The 16,493-nt window shown below is 60.8% G+C and carries 14 protein-coding genes; 7 read left to right on the top strand and 7 right to left on the bottom strand.

Going from position 1 to position 16,493, the window contains the following annotated elements:
- Positions 1-101: 101 nt before the first annotated feature.
- Complete coding sequence (locus tag AC2YB9_RS08550) at positions 102-332, top strand: DUF7455 domain-containing protein (protein WP_487268437.1); 231 nt, start codon at positions 102-104, stop codon at positions 330-332.
- Positions 333-448: 116 nt separating this feature from the next.
- Here the strand turns inward: AC2YB9_RS08550 and AC2YB9_RS08545 are convergent, their stop codons facing one another.
- From AC2YB9_RS08545 to AC2YB9_RS08535, 3 genes are all read right to left on the bottom strand, one after another.
- Positions 449-1,939: an RNA polymerase sigma factor gene (locus tag AC2YB9_RS08545; protein ID WP_487268585.1), complete on the bottom strand. Its 1,491-nt coding sequence runs from the start codon at positions 1,937-1,939 to the stop codon at positions 449-451.
- Between the two features lie 198 nt (positions 1,940-2,137).
- Positions 2,138-3,613, bottom strand: coding sequence for a glutamate-cysteine ligase family protein (locus AC2YB9_RS08540; protein WP_487268436.1), 1,476 nt, complete (start codon positions 3,611-3,613; stop codon positions 2,138-2,140).
- Positions 3,614-3,667: 54 nt separating this feature from the next.
- Positions 3,668-4,642, bottom strand: coding sequence for a DUF4192 domain-containing protein (locus tag AC2YB9_RS08535; protein ID WP_487268435.1), 975 nt, complete (start codon positions 4,640-4,642; stop codon positions 3,668-3,670).
- Between the two features lie 133 nt (positions 4,643-4,775).
- Between AC2YB9_RS08535 and AC2YB9_RS08530 the strand changes: the two genes are divergently transcribed.
- Positions 4,776-6,083: a DNA polymerase IV gene (locus AC2YB9_RS08530; protein WP_487268434.1), complete on the top strand. Its 1,308-nt coding sequence runs from the start codon at positions 4,776-4,778 to the stop codon at positions 6,081-6,083.
- Positions 6,080-8,179, top strand: coding sequence for a S9 family peptidase (locus tag AC2YB9_RS08525; RefSeq protein WP_487268432.1), 2,100 nt, complete (start codon positions 6,080-6,082; stop codon positions 8,177-8,179). Before AC2YB9_RS08530 ends, AC2YB9_RS08525 begins: the two co-directional genes overlap by 4 nt.
- A 26-nt stretch (positions 8,180-8,205) precedes the next feature.
- On the opposite strand, the gene AC2YB9_RS08520 is transcribed toward AC2YB9_RS08525, so the two are convergent.
- Entirely contained in the window at positions 8,206-9,915 is a 1,710-nt protein-coding gene (locus tag AC2YB9_RS08520; RefSeq protein ID WP_487268430.1) for a GMC oxidoreductase, read from the bottom strand.
- Positions 9,916-9,972: 57 nt separating this feature from the next.
- Between AC2YB9_RS08520 and AC2YB9_RS08515 the strand changes: the two genes are divergently transcribed.
- Genes AC2YB9_RS08515 through AC2YB9_RS08500 form a run of 4 tightly spaced genes read left to right on the top strand, consistent with a single transcriptional unit; the run spans position 9,973 to position 12,952 of the window.
- Entirely contained in the window at positions 9,973-10,554 is a 582-nt protein-coding gene (locus AC2YB9_RS08515; RefSeq protein WP_487268428.1) for a TetR/AcrR family transcriptional regulator, read from the top strand.
- Complete coding sequence (locus tag AC2YB9_RS08510; RefSeq protein WP_487268426.1) at positions 10,551-11,993, top strand: flavin-containing monooxygenase; 1,443 nt, start codon at positions 10,551-10,553, stop codon at positions 11,991-11,993. The genes AC2YB9_RS08515 and AC2YB9_RS08510 overlap by 4 nt, the downstream gene beginning before the upstream one ends.
- Complete coding sequence (locus AC2YB9_RS08505) at positions 11,990-12,586, top strand: acetoacetate decarboxylase family protein (protein WP_487268425.1); 597 nt, start codon at positions 11,990-11,992, stop codon at positions 12,584-12,586. Before AC2YB9_RS08510 ends, AC2YB9_RS08505 begins: the two co-directional genes overlap by 4 nt.
- An 18-nt stretch (positions 12,587-12,604) precedes the next feature.
- Positions 12,605-12,952 carry a hypothetical protein gene (locus tag AC2YB9_RS08500; protein WP_487268424.1) on the top strand — a complete coding sequence of 116 codons (348 nt, stop codon included), beginning with the start codon at positions 12,605-12,607 and terminating at the stop codon, positions 12,950-12,952.
- 1 nt (position 12,953) lies between these two features.
- Here the strand turns inward: AC2YB9_RS08500 and AC2YB9_RS08495 are convergent, their stop codons facing one another.
- The 3 genes from AC2YB9_RS08495 to AC2YB9_RS08485 are packed head-to-tail and all read right to left on the bottom strand — an operon-like array spanning position 12,954 to position 16,491.
- A complete protein-coding gene (locus AC2YB9_RS08495; RefSeq protein ID WP_487268423.1) occupies positions 12,954-15,080 on the bottom strand; it encodes a choice-of-anchor G family protein in 2,127 nt (708 codons plus the stop codon).
- Positions 15,077-15,868, bottom strand: a complete 792-nt coding sequence (locus tag AC2YB9_RS08490) for a hypothetical protein (RefSeq protein WP_487268422.1) — start codon at positions 15,866-15,868, stop codon at positions 15,077-15,079. The genes AC2YB9_RS08495 and AC2YB9_RS08490 overlap by 4 nt, the downstream gene beginning before the upstream one ends.
- The gene (locus tag AC2YB9_RS08485) at positions 15,865-16,491 is read right to left on the bottom strand and encodes a signal peptidase I (protein WP_487268420.1); all 627 of its coding nucleotides are present in this window, start codon (positions 16,489-16,491) and stop codon (positions 15,865-15,867) included. The genes AC2YB9_RS08490 and AC2YB9_RS08485 overlap by 4 nt, the downstream gene beginning before the upstream one ends.
- Between the last annotated feature and the right edge of the window lie 2 nt (positions 16,492-16,493).

Genomic DNA, 16,493 nt, shown 5'->3' with positions numbered 1-16,493 from the left:
ACGGATTCAACTAGTTGGGACCGTCGCCTGATGGGAATAGCGTCACATGCGAGGATGTTATAACTATCGAACGAAGATTCCAGAGTGAAGAGAGGTCAGACATGACGGCAGTTGCTGAAAAGACGTCAGCGCTCACCGCAACGGATCGTTGCGATCGCTGTGGTGCTCAGGCCTACGTACGAGCAGAGCTGAGCAATGGCGGAGAACTCCTGTTCTGCGCACACCACGCCCGCGCCCACGAGGACAAGCTTCGTGAGATCGCGGCCCAAATCCATGACGAGACCGGACGCCTTGCGCAGGTTCCGGCCACGGCACACAACGACGAGAACTGAGCAACGGCCCAGCTAAACAACTGGGTTGGCAAACGACAGAACGGGCTCCCGACCAATTGGTTGGGAGCCCGTTCTGTTGTGGCTCGGCCCGACGCGACGCGACGGGCCCAACTCACTCAGTCCAAATAATCGCGCAGGACCTGTGACCGCGATGGGTGCCGCAGTTTGCTCATGGTCTTGGACTCGATCTGGCGGATCCGCTCACGCGTGACGCCATAAACCTTGCCGATCTCATCGAGCGTCTTCGGCTGACCGTCGGTCAGACCGAAACGCATCGAAACGACGCCAGCTTCGCGCTCGGACAGCGTGTCGAGCACGGCGTGGAGCTGCTCCTGCAGCAGTGTGAATGACACTGCATCGGCTGGAACGATCGCTTCGGAGTCCTCGATCAGGTCGCCAAACTCGGAATCGCCGTCCTCGCCCAGCGGCGTGTGGAGGCTGATCGGCTCGCGCCCATACTTCTGAACTTCGACGACCTTTTCGGGCGTCATGTCCAACTCAGTGGCAAGCTCTTCGGGGGTGGGCTCACGGCCCAAGTCCTGAAGCATCTGGCGCTGGACGCGGGCCAACTTGTTGATGACCTCGACCATGTGGACCGGGATGCGGATCGTCCGGGCCTGATCGGCCATTGCGCGGGTGATGGCCTGACGGATCCACCAGGTCGCATAGGTGGAGAACTTGAAACCCTTGGTATAGTCGAACTTTTCGACCGCACGGATAAGGCCGAGGTTGCCTTCTTGGATGAGGTCAAGGAACAACATGCCGCGGCCGGTGTAGCGCTTGGCTAGCGAGACGACCAAGCGCAGGTTCGCTTCAAGCAGGTGGTTCTTGGCGCGACGCCCATCGGCGCGGATCCAGTCAAGTTCTTCGCCGAGTTTGGGCGAGATACGCCCGCCCTTCGTAACCTTCTCTTCAGCAAAAAGTCCAGCCTCGATGCGCTTGGCCAGCTCAACCTCTTGGCCGGCGGTCAACAGCGAAACTTTGCCGATCTGCTTTAGGTAGTCCTTGACCGGGTCGGCGGTCGCGCCGGCAACCATGACCTGCTGGACCGGCTCATCGCTCTCGTCAGCGGCCGACAGTGTGAAGCCAGATTTCTCGTCTTCTTTCAGCGTGGGGTCGGTCTTGACGTCCTTCTCGAATTCTTCGTCGGGAATATCAGGCAGAACCTTCTTGCCAGTCGCATCGACCAACGCAGTCGCAGCCTTTGTTGCCGGCTCGTTCACGACATTCTTGGTCTTCTTCGCCGCGGCCTTCTTGGCAGGTGCTTTCTTCGCCGCAGCCTTCGCGGCGGGCACGGTCACCTTCTTAGCGGGTGTCGCGGCCTTCTTGGCGGCAGGCTTCACGGCGGGAGTAGCGGTCTTCTTGGCAGTTTCGGCAGTCTTCGTCACGGTGGTCTTTTTTGTCACTGTCTTTTTCGTAGGGACGGAAACGGCCGCTTTGGCGGCCTTCTTGGGCGTGGCTTTGGCGGCAGCCACAGCTTTATTGGCTGGCTTGCTCGCCGTCGACTTCGCAGTCTCCGGTTCGGGCTTGCGTGCTGTTGTCTTCTTCACGGGCTCCTTCACGACCGGTTCAACTGCAACGGTGGTCACTTTCTGTGCCTGATCCACAACGTCGGGACCCGATGATTTCTTATTGATAACGGCCCGCAACCGGGAGCCTGCGGCAGAAACAACCGACACAGAAAACCTCGCAAAAGCAGAGTTAGGGCGCGGCAAACCGGTCCTGTGGTCAACCGCAGTTTCCTCAAGTGTGCCATGCGTATCCAACTCTTCGGAGAGCAGGGCACGGATTTCCTTAGGAAGCTCTCAGTTTGTGGGCCATTGGTGGACCGGCACATTGCTGTGCATGTGTTCCTCGTATGCAAGCGTCGTCAATCGCAACGCCTGTGTTCGGTCCGTTTCGGTGCGAAGCCGACGCTCATACTCAGCGATAAGCCACGTCGAACCGTTGCGACCGGTGATGCAGCGTTGTTCGATGACGCCCAGCAGGGCGTCTTTGATTGGGGTTGCGACGCCGTATGCCTCGAGGCCGATGTGTGCGAGTGGCAAAAGCTGCCGAAGGACAAGTTCTCGGGCCCGAACTGCGCCAACCGACGGCCAGTAGAGCTCGGCTTCGATGCCATTGCGCGCGGCCACATGGAAATTGTCCTCGGCGGCTTTGAACGACAGCTGCGACCACACGGGCCGGTCGCTGTGACTGAGCGCTTTGACAAGACCAAAGTAGAGCGCGGCGTTGGCCATCGTGTCGATAACTGTCGGCCCCGCCGGGAGGACACGGTTCTCCACCCGCAGATGTGGTTTGCCCTTAGCGACGTCGTAGATCGGCCGGTTCCAGCGATAGACCGTTCCATTGTGCAAACGGAGCTCGGCGAGGGTTGGAACGCGGCCGGCCTCGAACTCAACCAACGGGTCTTCGGCATCAACGATAGGGAGGAGCGCCGGAAAATAACGCACATTTTCCTCGAACAGATCGAACACCGATGTGATCCAGCGTTCGCCAAACCAGACCCGGGGGCGCACGCCCTGGGCTTTCAACTCATCGCTGCGGGTGTCGGTCGCCTGCTCGAACAACGGGATTCGGGTCTCATGCCACAGTTGTTTGCCAAGCAGGAATGGCGAGTTGGCGCCGACTGCCAACTGGACTCCAGCGATCGCCTGCGACGCATTCCAAATCTGCGCGAAGTCATCGGGCTCCACCTGAAGGTGCAGCTGGGTGCTCGTGCAGGCCGCCTCCGGAACGATTGTGTCGGCGGTAGTCTCAAGTCGATCAACCCCTTCGATCAAGATCTCGATGTCTTCGCCACGAGCGTTGAGAATTTGCTCTGACAGCAGTGCGTAGCGCGGATTTGCCGAGATGGAATCCCCCGTCACGTGGTCGCCACCGAGCGTCGGAAGGATCCCGATCATCAGCAGATTTGCACCAATGTCACCGGCTTTGGTCTGTGCCCCGTTGAGGTCAGCGCGCACATTCTCCTGCAGTACTGACAGACCGTCGCCGGCCAGTCCGCTGGGCGGAACGTTGATCTCGACGTTGAACTGGCCCAGCTCGGTTTGAAAGGCTGGGTCGGCGATCGCTTCGAGTGCTTCGCCGTTCCTGAGGGTGGGATTGCCGTCGGCATCGATCAGATTGAATTCGATCTCGATCCCCACCTGTGGATGCTCCACTGAGAGGTCGTACTCGCTAAGTATCCGTGCGAACACGTCAAGACAGCGACGTACCTTGGCGCGATAGATCTTACGATCTTCGCGCGTGAACACCCGGGCCTCGACGTCTTGTCCCATGCGGACAGCGTACGAGATTATGGTTCATTCAGGCCCCAATCCGAGGCATCATTTTCAGGCGACGGCGCCGCTGCGGACCGTGTCCTCCCAGACTTTCGGCGACATGCCCGACTGAACGGTATCCAGCAGGAGCGATGCCATCGTGTAATTCGGATCGATTTCGCTAGCACGAAGTGCGGCGATGAGCGACTGCGTGCCATCTCCGGACAGCCACGCAGCGAACGCTGCAAGACACAACACCGCGGGCTCATAAGGTGCAACGGTCGACTGAACGACCTGGGTCCAAAATTCAAGCGATGTGACGGCGGTCTTCCGGGTGATGGTCTCCCACAGCAGATCTCGCACGGCCTTCGACGAGGCCCACACAGCCAATATCGCAATTTGCTCGTCTTCGAGCCGGTCGCCACGTTGATACGACGTCAGAATCGGCCCGATGTATGCCATGCCGACCGGGCCCAGTTCGGCCGCAGGCGTCGCGCCCATCTGCTGGACTATCCGAGCCAGGACCGTAGCTATTAGCTGCTCCATCTCGTCGACCCGCGGACCGGTGACCGCGGCGAAACGTTCCACCAGCGCCTCCCGATTGGGCAAAATCTGCATGCCCTCGAGGACTGCCTCAACCACCGCCGGGCTGCAACTGGCGACATAAGGCTCGGGCCAGCCAGCACCATCTGGGCCGACTGGCCACAATGTTGAACCATCGGTTCGGACCGCGTCGATCACTGGAACTCGTCCCAACAGATGGTGCATGTGTTCCATCCAGGCGTCGGCGGCGTCGGCCTGTTTGGTCACCGCGATCAGAATCGCACCGTCGGCCCCGTTGTTCTGCAGATGTCTGGTCGCTAGTTCAGCGGCCATTCCTGCATCGGCACACCGGGGCACATCCATACGCAGACGGAAGCCGAAGCGTCGCCGTGGCCCGTATGTCGCGATCGCGATAATCGACTCCTTGGGATCGAAGCCGAATAGCGACGGCAGGAGGTCGAGCAGGTCTGAATGGTCATGGGCTACAAATCGAGACGATGTCATGTGATTACGATCGGCCCGTTCCACCCCGATGACCGGAAGTATTTTCGCTGCTGTGGACAACAGCAGCGGGCCTTCGGACTGTGGATAACGAGTCGGGTGTCGGTCGCCCGCACCAACCCGTCAAGATGGAGTCATGCGGTCCACGGCATCGATCATGCATCTGGATCTTGATGCGTTTTTCGCCTCGGTCGAACAGCGCGATAAGCCGTCGTTGCGCGGCAAGCCCGTCATCGTCGGCGGGATCGGGCCTCGCGGCGTGGTCGCGACCGCATCCTACGAAGCGCGGGTGCGCGGGGTTCGCTCGGCAATGCGGACCGCTGAAGCTCGCTCCCGGTGCCCACACGCGGCCTTCCTGGGCGGGCGCTTCGATGCCTATCGTGAAGCCAGCCGGATCGTCATGGGCCGCCTGCGGGAAATCACCGAGTTGGTCGAACCGCTATCGCTTGATGAGGCCTTCGTCGATCTCGCCGACAATCCCGACTTCGACCCCAACCACGCCCGCGAATTCGTCGAACAGATCCGTGCCGATGTAACCGAGCGGACCGGCGGGCTCACCTGTTCGATTGGCGTCGCATCGTCCAAACTGATGGCCAAGATCGGCTCCGAACTGAACAAGCCGGATGGAGTATTTGTCGTTCCGCCGGGCGGGGAAGCCGAACTACTCGGTCCGATGCAGGCGACCGCCATCCCCGGGGTTGGCCCGGCCACCGCAGAGCGACTACGTCGCATCGGCATACTCACCGTCGAAGACCTGCGTGTGCCGAGCGAGGACGAACTGATGCGCATACTCGGTAACTCCTCGGGCAGATCGCTGTGGCGATTGGCCCGAGCCCTTGACGATCGTGTCGTCCACGCCTCTCGGGAGGCCAAGTCAGTGAGTGTCGAGGACACATTTGCGACCGACATCACTGATCGCGCCCAACTCACTCTTATCATCGACACCATGTCGCGCAAAGTGGCTCAGCGACTTCGCAAAGCCGGCATGTCCGGCCGCACCGTAACGCTCAAAATTCGCCACCACGACTTCGAGACCCACACTCGCTCGGCCACGCTAAAAGGTCCGACTGACAGCCCTTCCGTGCTGTCCCGGACCGCAACCGGATTACTTGCCCAAGTTGATATCTCCGGCGGCCTTCGGTTGCTCGGGGTCGGAGTCAGCGGACTCGCCGATTGGGTTCAAGACGACCTGTTCGCCGACGATCACGCCGAAGCCGAGCCCGAGCCGGACGATGACGAAGCAACCGAAAATGCGCCAATTTACTGGTATCCCGGGATGGATGTGACCCATTCCGAGCACGGAGCTGGCTGGGTCTGGGGGTCCGGCCTCGGTCGGGTGACCGTACGCTTCGAAACCCGCAACACTCCCCCGGGGCCGATCCATACGTTCCGAGCCGATGACTCTGAACTCAGTGTGGGGCACGCGGGTACCGTCGAGCCATGACTGTGCCCCCCGTCGCCCGCACGATCCCCTCGATCCGCAGCCACCATGGCGATGACGTCGTCGACAATTATGAGTGGCTCCGCGACAAGGACTCGCCCGAGACACTCGCCTACCTCGAAGCTGAAAACGCCTACGCCGAGGACCAGACCGCCGACCTCGCCGACCTCCGACAGACAATCTTCGACGAGATCAAAAACCGCACCCAGGAGACCGACCTGTCGGTGCCATCGCGCCATGGCAGCTGGTGGTACTACTCCCGCACAGTTGAGGGCAAACAGTATGCATTGCGCTGCCGCTGCCCGATCGAGGACATCGACGATTGGAATCCACCGCCATTGGATGCTCACATCGAGATCGCCGGCGAGCAAATCCTGCTTGACTCCAATGCAGAGGCAGAAGGGCACGAATTCTTCTCGCTCGGGGCTTTTAGCGTCACGATCGATGGCAACTTGTTGGCCTATTCAGTCGATGTTGTCGGCGACGAGCGCTACACGATCCGGATCAAAGACCTACGCACCGGCGAACTACGCGTCGATGAGATCAGCGGCGCCAGCTACGGTGCAACCTGGTCCGCCAGCGGGAGCCATCTGTTCTATTCGACCGTCGACGACGCCTGGCGGCCATATCGAATCTGGCGACATACGCTTGGCAGTGATGTAGACGACGTGCTCATCTACGAGGAGACGGACGAGCGGTTCTTTGCCGGCGTCGGCTCGACTCATTCGGACAAATATCTCGTCATTGGTGTGTCGTCCAAGATCACCTCCGAGGTGATGGTGCTCAATGCCAACGATCCCGAGGGCGACTTTCAGGTTGTGCTCCCCCGCACCGACGGGGTCGAGTATTCCCTCGAACACGCTGTCATCGCTGGCAAGGATGTCTTCCTCATCCTGCACAACGATGGTGCACCCAACTTCGAGCTCATCTCAGTTCCGGTCGACGATCCCAGCAGCCGTACGGTCATCCTGCCCGGCAGTGCCGACGTTCGCATCGAGGACATCGATGTCTTCGCCCGCCAGCTCATGGTGTCGTTCCGTCGTGATGCACTGCCACGTGTCGGGATCATGCGCTTTGCCGAGTCTGGCGTCGGAGCGCTCACCGAGATTGACTTCGGTGAAACTCTCTTCAGCAGCGGAATCGGTGGAAACGCCGAATGGGATCAGCCACTGGTACGCGTCGGTTACGGCTCTTATGTCACCCCGGGCACCGTCTATGATTACGTCGTCGACACCGGCGAACTCATCATCCGCAAACAGGCGGTCGTACTCGGCGAGTTCAACCCCGACGACTACGAACAACACCGCTCATGGGCCACCGCGCCCGATGGCACGCGCGTACCGATGTCGATCGTGTGCCGCAAAGGTACGCCGCGCGATGGCTCCGCACCCGCGTTGATCTACGGGTATGGCTCCTATGAGGCCAGCATGGATCCAGGCTTTGGGATCGCCCGGTTGTCCTTGCTCGATCGCGGTTTCGTCTACGCCGTCGCGCATGTGCGTGGTGGCGGCGAAATGGGTCGGCATTGGTATGACGACGGCAAGATGCTCAACAAGCGCAATACCTTCACCGACTTCATCGCCTGTGCCGAACAACTCGTTGCCGAGGGCTGGACCAGTTCCGATCGGCTGGTCGCCGAAGGCGGCAGTGCTGGCGGCTTGTTGATGGGTGCCATCGCCAATCTGGCACCCCAGGCATTCACCGGGATTGTTGCCAATGTGCCCTTCGTTGACGCGTTGACCTCGATTCTGGATCCGTCGCTACCGTTGACGGTCATCGAATGGGACGAGTGGGGCAATCCGCTCCATGATCCCGAGGTCTATGCCTATATGAAGTCCTACACGCCATACGAAAACCTCGTTGCGCAGGATTATCCGGCAATCCTCGCGATTACCAGCCTCAACGACACCCGAGTTCTATATGTCGAACCGGCCAAATGGGTTGCCAAACTCCGGGCGCTCAAGACCGGCGATTCCCAGCTGTTGCTCAAGACGGAGATGAACGCCGGGCACGGTGGTGTGAGCGGCCGCTATGCCTCCTGGCACGAACGCGCCTGGGAACTCGCGTGGATCATCGACAGGGCCACACCGCGCGGCTGACGCGGCCGACGACGCAATGCGCTGACTCAGTCGGGGCGACGGACGACCGGCATCGGCAATAGCAGCGCGGCTGGCGCATGTTCCGGGACGGCCGGGGTGTTCGGCTGATGAGGCGCGATCTGGACATAGGGTTCGCCCAACGCCGGCCGGGTGTCGGCTTCGCCTTTATTGGGCCACATCGCCATTGCGCGCTCCGCCTGCGCGGTGATTGTCAATGATGGGTTGACGCCGAGATTGGCAGAGATCGCCGAGCCGTCGACGACATGAAGACCCCGATAGCCATACATGCGTTGATACGGATCGACGACCCCGTCCTCGATGCTGGTGCCGATTGCACAGCCACCGATGAAATGCGCCGTAAGCGGTATGCCGATCAGATCGCCGGTCGTCCCGCCGGCAATACCGTCGATGTTCGCCGCAAGTTGTCGGGTGACCTTATTGGCCTGTGGGATCCAGCTTTGGTTGGGTTCACCACTACCCTGTTTGGTCGTCATTCGGCGGCCAAGTAGGCCCCGCTTGGTGAATGTCGTCAGTGAATTGTCGAGCGTCTGCATCACCAGCACAATGATTGACTGTTCTGACCATTTGCGTGGGTTGTGCAGCCGCAAGATATTGCGCGGCCCGAGTTTTGCGTAGACCTTTAAGGATGCGAGGAGCCGCGAACCCTTGCCGCCGTCAGACAGCGCCGCGCCCATCAAGGCCAGCAGGTTGCTGCCTTTGCCATATCGCACCGGTTCGACGTGTGTCACGTCATCGGGATGGAAGGACGAGGTGATCGATACGCCACGCGAGTAGTCCGCGTCTTTGCGCTTCGACCGCGCGGCGAGCACTGCTTCGGAGTTTGTCCGACTCAACTCGCCAAGCCGCGGCGACAGGTCCGGCAGTGAACCGCTGTCGCGACATTGGTGCAATAGGCGTTGGGTGCCAAGGGAAGCGGCTGCGAAGAGCACGTGCTCGGCGGTGAACACCTTGCGTCGCCTGCCCAACCATCTCCCGGTGGGCTGAGTCGTCACCGCATAACCGCCAGCGATCGGCTTCACACCCGTCGCGGTGGTCAACGGGTGGACCTGGGTGCCGTTCTGCTCGGCAAGATAAAGATAGTTCTTCACCAGTGTGTTCTTGGCGTTGTGCCGACAACCGGTCATACATTCGCCGCAGTTGGTGCAGGTATTGCGTTCGGGGCCCGCTCCGCCGAAGTACGGATCGGCATTCGCCTCGCCCGGCGCAGAACCGTCGGGGCCAAAGAACACACCGACAGGCGTTGGCCGGAAGGTGTCGGCCACGCCGAGCTGGTCTGCCACCTTGCGCATCTCATTGTCGGCGGCGGTCATACCCGGGTACAGGTTGGCGCCCAGCATCTTCTTGGCCTGGGTGTAATACGGCGCCAGTTCGCTCTCCCAATCGGCGATATCGGCCCATTGTGGGTCAGCGTAGAACGCCGGAAGTGGCTCATAAAGCGTGTTCGCATAAACCAGCGATCCACCACCAACACCTGAACCGCTTGCGATCAGGACATTTCGGAGCAGGCTCAGGCGCATGATGCCGAAGCAGCCGAATCGTGGCGCCCAGAGATAGCGACGTAGGCGCCACGAGGTCTTGGCATATTCCGCGTCGGCAAACCGTCGGCCGGCCTCGAGAACACCAACCCGGTAGCCCTTTTCGGTGAGCCGCAATGCCGAGACGCTGCCGCCGAAGCCGGAGCCGATCACCAGTACGTCGTAGTCGAACGTTGTCATGGCACAACAGCATACGGCTCTATTGACGTCTCGCCAATAGGCTGGAACCCTAAGGTTATGACCACGACCCGCCGCCGACTCGCCCCAGCGACTCGGCGGCAGCAGATCATCGGAACGGCGCGTGCTCTCTATTCAGACCGTTCTTATGAGGAAGTCTCGCTCCAGGAACTCGCCGATGCCGCCGGGGTGACCCGAGGTCTTCTGACGCATTATTTCGGCGAGAAGCGAGAACTGTTCCTTGCGGTGATGCGCGATTCAATTGTGATGCCGCCGGTCCCCCTGACCGACCTCGACGGCGCCTCGGTTGAGGAACGCGCTCGGCGCACGATGGATTGGATCATGAGCGCAGCGACGACATACGGCCACGCCTGGGTCAACGCAAGCGGCACCGCCACGCTGCCCGGCGACGCCGATGTCCAGCTGATTGTCGATGCGGCCGACGATCAAGCCGCGCGACTCGTGCTCGATGCGCTGGGTGTTCCAGACTCCCCCATGCTCCGCGTTCGCCTGCGGTCGTTCGCCCCGATGGTTAAGTCGGCCTGCCGCGAATGGCTGCAACGCGAGACTCTGACCCACGATGAAACGCTCGATCTCCTGACCTCAACCCTCATCCATCTCATCGACAAGGACAATGCATGACTTCGATCGGCATCATCGGCTCTGGCTTCGGAGCGCTCTCGGTCGCAATCGAGATGACCAAGGCCGGGCATACAGACATACGGCTGTGGGAGCGCGCCGATGATCTTGGCGGTGTGTGGCGGGACAACACCTATCCGGGCGCCGGTTGCGACGTCCCCTCACCGCTCTATTCGTTCTCATTCGAACCCAATCCGAACTGGTCGCGCCGATATGCCCTGCGCGATGAGATACATGCCTACATCAAGTCCGTCGCAGCCAAATACGGCATCACACCACGAGTCCAACTCGGACACACCGTCGTCGCAGCCCGTTATGACGAGATCGCCCGCGACTGGACGGTGACATTCGAATCCGGCGAGGAGCAGCGGGTCGATGTGCTGGTCAGTGCGGTCGGCCAGTTGTCGCGCCCACGTACACCAACGATCAGCGGAGCAGAGTCGTTCGAAGGCACCGTCTTCCATTCAGCAGAGTGGGATCACAATGTGGACCTAGCCGGCAAACGCGTTTGTGTAATCGGCGCAGGGGCCAGTGCAATCCAGTTCGTGCCGCATCTGGCGCGGTCGGTTGCCAACCTCAGCCTGTTTGCGCGATCAGCCAATTACATCTTGCCCAAACCCGATAATCCGTACTGGTCAGTTCAGCGCTCGATGTATCGCCATCTACCATTCACACAACGCCTCGAACGTGATGGCATCTGGGCGATTATGGAGCAGTTCGCGCGCGGTCTCGATGACGAATCGAAGGTCGGGCAGGTCAACAAGTCAATCGCGATGCATCACCTCAAGCGCCAGATCAAGGATCCCACCCTGCGCGCGAAACTCATGCCGGACTATCCGATCGGCTGCAAGCGCATCCTGTTCTCCAATAACTACTATCCGGCCCTCGCCAGGCCGAATGTCGATGTGATCACCGCAGGGGTCGAATCGATCACGCCGACCGGCGTGCGCGACTTGGACGGGGTCGAGCATCCGGCCGATGTCATCATCTATGCGACCGGCTTCGATGCCCAAGACTTCCTCGGCTCGATCGATGTCACCGGACGCGATGGACGCAAACTGGCCGATCAATGGTCCGAAGGAGCGCACGCCTACATCGGGATGTATGCCCCGAATTTTCCCAATTTGTTCTTGAGTTACGGGCCTAACACCAACCTGGGCGGCGGCTCGATCATCTACATGCTTGAGGCGCAGGCCCGCCACATGCGCAAAGTCCTGGACCGGATGACGGCCGGCGGCTACCGGTCGGTGGAGGTCACCGCTGAAGCGGAGCAGGCCTACGACGACGATCTGCAACACCAACTCGAACATTCGGCGTGGGCGCACTGCGACAGCTGGTACCGCCACGCCTCCGGCCGCATCACCTCCAACTGGCCGGGCGCGACGCTGCCATTCGCCAAGCGCACGAAGCACATCGAGACCGATGCCTTTGTGTGGTCATGATGTCCTATCCCCCAGCGCCATGGAATCTGACCGCGCACGCTTACGTTGGCACGTTCCTCATAGCTGCCAAGGATTTCGGTGAGGCCGCGCCGCCAGGCACCAAGCCAGTGCGGTTATTTGGCCGCTCGATCGTCGGCACGGCATTCTTTGTGTACGAGGAGCCGAGTCCGCTGGCTTACAACGAAATCATGGCAACGATGCTCGTTCGCCAGGGTTGGCGCGTCTGCGTCACGGTCACCAAGATTTGGGTCGACAGCGAAGCGTCGCGTGACGGCGGTCGCGCGTTGTGGGCGATCCCAAAGGAGCTGGCCAAATTTGAGATCAGGCCAGCCAGCTCATATGTGGCCGCAGCAATCGGCAGGCTCACGGTCGGACGTTGCAGGGCCCTGCCGTTTGCGCTGCCGCTGAAATTTACGGTGGCGCAAGACCGCGCCGGATCGTTATTGACCACCGGCGTGCGTGGACGTGGACGGATCGGGCTGGCACGCGCGCGATGGCACTTCGACGCCAACGGTCCGCTGGGTTATCTCGCGGGACGCAAACCGCTCCTAACGGTTAGGCTGAAACCGCTCCGGATCGCTTTCGGCGTGTAAACCAGCGAGGACACGAAAATGGCAGCCAAACACTTCAGCGTGACTGGTCAATTGCCGACCGGTCCGGCCAACGCTCGCCAGCTGATCATCACCTCATTCGCCTCCGCTCTTGGGCGCGAGGGTTTCCAGGTCGGGTCCCAGACAGAGACTGTCATCGTGCTTGAGAAGGTCAGCCGGAGCACGCTGACGTGGCTCGTGACAATTTTCTTCTTTCCGATCGGGCTGATCGCCTTTTTCGTAGGCAAACGTAGTTATAACGTGACCGTCATCATTAGTCCTGAGAACAATGCGTCAACAAACGTAGTCGTTTCTGGAGTGGCAAGCGCTCGAACTGTTTTCCTCATCGAGGATGCTCTTACCGGCTGAATCAGTAGCCAGCACAGCGACCGGCAACGTCCTTGGCGGAGCCGATTTGGCAGTTGACCCCCACGGAACCGCGACCGAGCTCGAGGTTGACGTTGCTACCGACGCCCCCCGCGTTGAGCACGCCGATTCCGAGCGCAGCAACGTCATAGCGGTCCGTGGGGACTCTGTCGGCACCAGACTCCCAATCGGGATAGGTCAGTAAGGGGTTCGGGTCCGGACTGTGCCCGGCTGCAGGATCGTTTTCAAGGTTGGCTTTAAGTGAAACCAGCCCATTGACGCCGAGGTAGCCATTCAGAAGCGTGCTCAACAGCGTCACGATCGGCGCGGTTGCTGCGGAAAGCGTCGTGCCGAGGGTCTGGACCGGACTACCGGTGGCATAGATCAGGTCGTGCAGCGTGTTGCCGAGCAGCGGGCCAACTCCTGTGGTGAGGGCTCCGAGAATTCCTGTAGTTAGGGGGTTCACCAATAATTCGATTGCACAAGCCACGGGGTTCAAGACACCGCAGGTTCCGCCGAGCAACGAAAGCGTCGGCGCGAGTACGGCTGTCCCGTCCATGAGTTGCTGCAACGAAGCATCGATCGGCACCGTCACGGTCGCGACTGGAATGACGTTGCCGAGGATCTCCGCCTTGAGCGGGATCGTCAACGTCGTCTGCACCCGTGCCAACGACAGTGCTGAATCCACCGCCGCAACGACATCGCTAGCCCAATTGTTGAGGGCCTGCGTCAGCGCCGTCACGAGCGCGTTGGTCACCACGCTGTTGAGGACGAGTTCGGTGTTGGGCGCCAAGCCGTTGAGCCCGTGCGCCTGAGTCCCATTGAAACCCTGACCGCTGTATGCCTGCCCCATCAGCGCCGCGAGGTCAATCGAGACCTTACCGTTGCCGAGATCTAGGCTCACCGTGTGATTATTGTCCTCGATTTGCGCTGTCGCGAGGCTGTTGACCACGCTGAAATCTGCGGTCACAGTTGGCCCGGTCATCGTCACGGTACCCAGACTCAACAGGCCTAGCGTCCCACTCAGCAGACCAACCACACCGCCCGTGATTCCGGTAAGCACTCCTGCGTTGCCGGCCAATCCGCTTAGCAGAGTCTCGATATTACCGACAGCACCGGTCACAGTCCCACTCAGGGCCTCGACCGTCGGGCTGTCGATATCTGCCTTGAGCCCAGCAACGGCATACGTCCGCTTGAGGTTGGCATCAATATCGCCGGACCAGGCATCGGCACAACCATCGAGCGTTGCGCGCCCGGCCACTGCGCCGATCTCAAGATCTAGATCGGTGACTCCGCTGACGACATCGCCAATTGCCTTGCCAGTCAGCGAGTTGACGAGGGTCGACAATTTGAGGGTGCCAAGTGTTGGCGGCTTGCCGTTCGTGGCGTTGCTGGTCACGATGACGCCGGAGTTGTTGACCACACCACTTGCACCAAGCGTATGTCCGTCGCGCTTCGCCTGTGCATACTGGTTGATCAAGCCGACGTCGGTGTTGAGTGGGAGCTTCAAGAAGTCCGACAACGGCGTGCTGGTCAGCGGCAGTTGCAGGCCGAGTGCACTCACATCAAGCGGATTGACATATGCACCAGAGCCGACATTTTGGGCGTTCGCGGGGCTCGGATGCGGCGTGATGCCGTCATTCGTGGTGGTCATGCCCTTCAGACTCACCGCTGTGCCCAAATCAACCGGCAACAGCGAGCCGCCTAGCAATTTTCCGGCGGCTCGGGTCTTGAAATTGTCGGCCACAGCGCAATTAAGCGTTCCCAATGCGGCGGTATCCCATTCGTTCTCACGCCAACTCGCATTCGACATAACAATGACCGGGAGCGACGACGCGATCACGGCGATGACGCTCGTCAACAAGATCCCGCTGTTGAGCCGTTGGATCGCTTTCATTCGCGCTGCAGCCGAGCGGAGCGGATAGAGGAAGATCGAGTAGAGGATCACACCGATCCGGTTTGTCCATCGTGTGCAGAAATCGAAATAGCGCCGCGACAAATCCTCGACCAGCGAATGCGGCATTCTGCCCACGCGGTCGGCCCAGCGAATGCATAGCCGAAAATAGTTGCGCATCAGTTGATCGATGACGCCGCCCGCAGGTGTTCTGCCGGCCCGATTCTTAAACGTCATCGGCGCTCCGCCTGTCGAACAGCAGCCTGCCTAGACGCCAGGCCGAGACCGATCGCGCCAAGGCCAAGCAGCAACAAGGCAACCACCGGACCACCGGTGTTCGGCAATGGCGAGGTGGTCCCAGATTCGACCGGAGTGGTTGGCCGCGTGGGCTCGGTAGTTGCGCCCGAGGCATACAAGCCGACACCGAATTCACCGGTGAGCCCCATCAGCGACTTATCGTTCGCACCCTCCGGGGGGAGCGCGAGTGTCACCAGGAAGTGGCGGTCAACGCCGCGGTCAATGTCAGGAAGCGTCCAACTGTCGGCGGCCGTTGCAGCCGTCGGCGAGGACGAGAGCGAAGCCAATGATGTTGCCGTGATGACCGTAGATGGTGCCGACGGACAGTTTGGGCGCTGGGTTGTGCTGCCGCCAGCGTATGGGTCTGGGCAGCCTTCTACTGCGATCGTGATTCCGTAGCGTGGGTGGTTGACCGCAGCGCCGTCGCCGAACACACGCATGCTCAGCGTGCCCGATGACGCCTCCGTGAGGCTTGCATCGAGCCGCCAGTATCGGCTGTCGCCGGGTGCCAGATTCATGAACTGGGCTCCGGCCGGATCGGCAGTCAGTGACAAATCACCAGCACCACTTGATGCAGACGTACGAACGCCTGGTAGCCCACCGGGAAGTTCTGCGGCCACCGCGACGTAGGCCTGCGAAAGGGTGAGCGCAAGACCGACGATGAATAAAGTGAGAGCACCGGGCAGCCAGCCCAATGTGCGAGCGAAGGCGCGTGGTTGTCGAGTCATCGGTGGCGCCCTTTCTCGCGTAATTCGGCCTCGATCTCGGCGAGCGGTGCCGGCCAAAAGGTCCATAGAATCAGCAGTCCGACCATCAGAACGACAGCACCGAGAAAGATTGGTGTCTTGAGCACGGCCATGATGTAACCCGCATTCGGCACCGCGACCTCGACCCGAAGTGCCTTGGCAACCTCGTAGGGATACATGTCGGGGGTCTTGTTGGCATCGCCCTGGAGGATCAGGCTGCGCAGATTCGATTCGCCTGCCACCGGCTCGATCTTCTTGATGCGATGCGTCACCAGCGGCGAAGCGCCATCCAGACGCACTGTGACGATGTCACCGACTGCCAGTCTCCCAGCGGCGACCGGCGTCGAGAGCGCGCCCGAACCCTGCGGAATCGTTGGCGCCATCGAACCGGTCTTGAGGACGATAACGGTCGCCCCACTCTGCTGGGAGTAAATCAACCACCCAACTGCACAGATGCCGAGCAGCGCGGTGACGGTCAGAATGATGTCTTTGAGCACACCGCCGAGCCGTGGCAGCCGCCAACGGTGCGCAGGGCGCGGTTCGACCCCAACACCTGCTTCGGCCTGGCGGGTGCAGAATGTGGCCGAACCGCCTGAAGCGGTCATCC

The sequence above is a fragment of the Aeromicrobium changchenzhani genome, from assembly GCF_057586615.1.
This window is presented reverse-complemented; position numbering and strand designations above follow the sequence as displayed.